The following is a 269-nucleotide window of genomic DNA, read 5'->3' as shown; positions in this document are numbered from 1 at the left end:
CCTGCCAAGCCGGGCACCGCGTCCTGTTCGCCACCGCCGCGGACTGGGTCGCCCACCTCGCCGACGCCCACCACGCCGGAGCGCTTCACCGAGAACTCACCCGCCTCGGCCGCTACCCACTCCTCGTCATCGACGAGGTCGGCTACATCCCCTTCGAACCCGAGGCCGCGAACCTCTTCTTCCAACTCGTCTCATCCCGCTACGAACGCGCCAGCCTGATCGTCACCTCCAACAAACCCTTCGGCCGCTGGGGCGAGGTATTCGGCGAC

At 68.0% G+C, this 269-nt stretch carries 1 protein-coding gene; it reads left to right on the top strand.

The window, feature by feature from the left end:
- Window positions 1-269, top strand: a 269-nt coding sequence (locus tag MKD49_RS25975) for an ATP-binding protein (RefSeq protein WP_252697738.1), incomplete at both ends; no start/stop codon positions are given.

It is taken from the genome of Herbaspirillum sp. WGmk3 (assembly GCF_023952535.1).
Classification (GTDB): Bacteria; Pseudomonadota; Gammaproteobacteria; order Burkholderiales; family Burkholderiaceae_D; genus Herbaspirillum; species Herbaspirillum huttiense.
The sequence above is the reverse complement of the archived record's forward strand: the minus strand, read 5'-3'. Positions and strand labels throughout refer to the sequence as shown.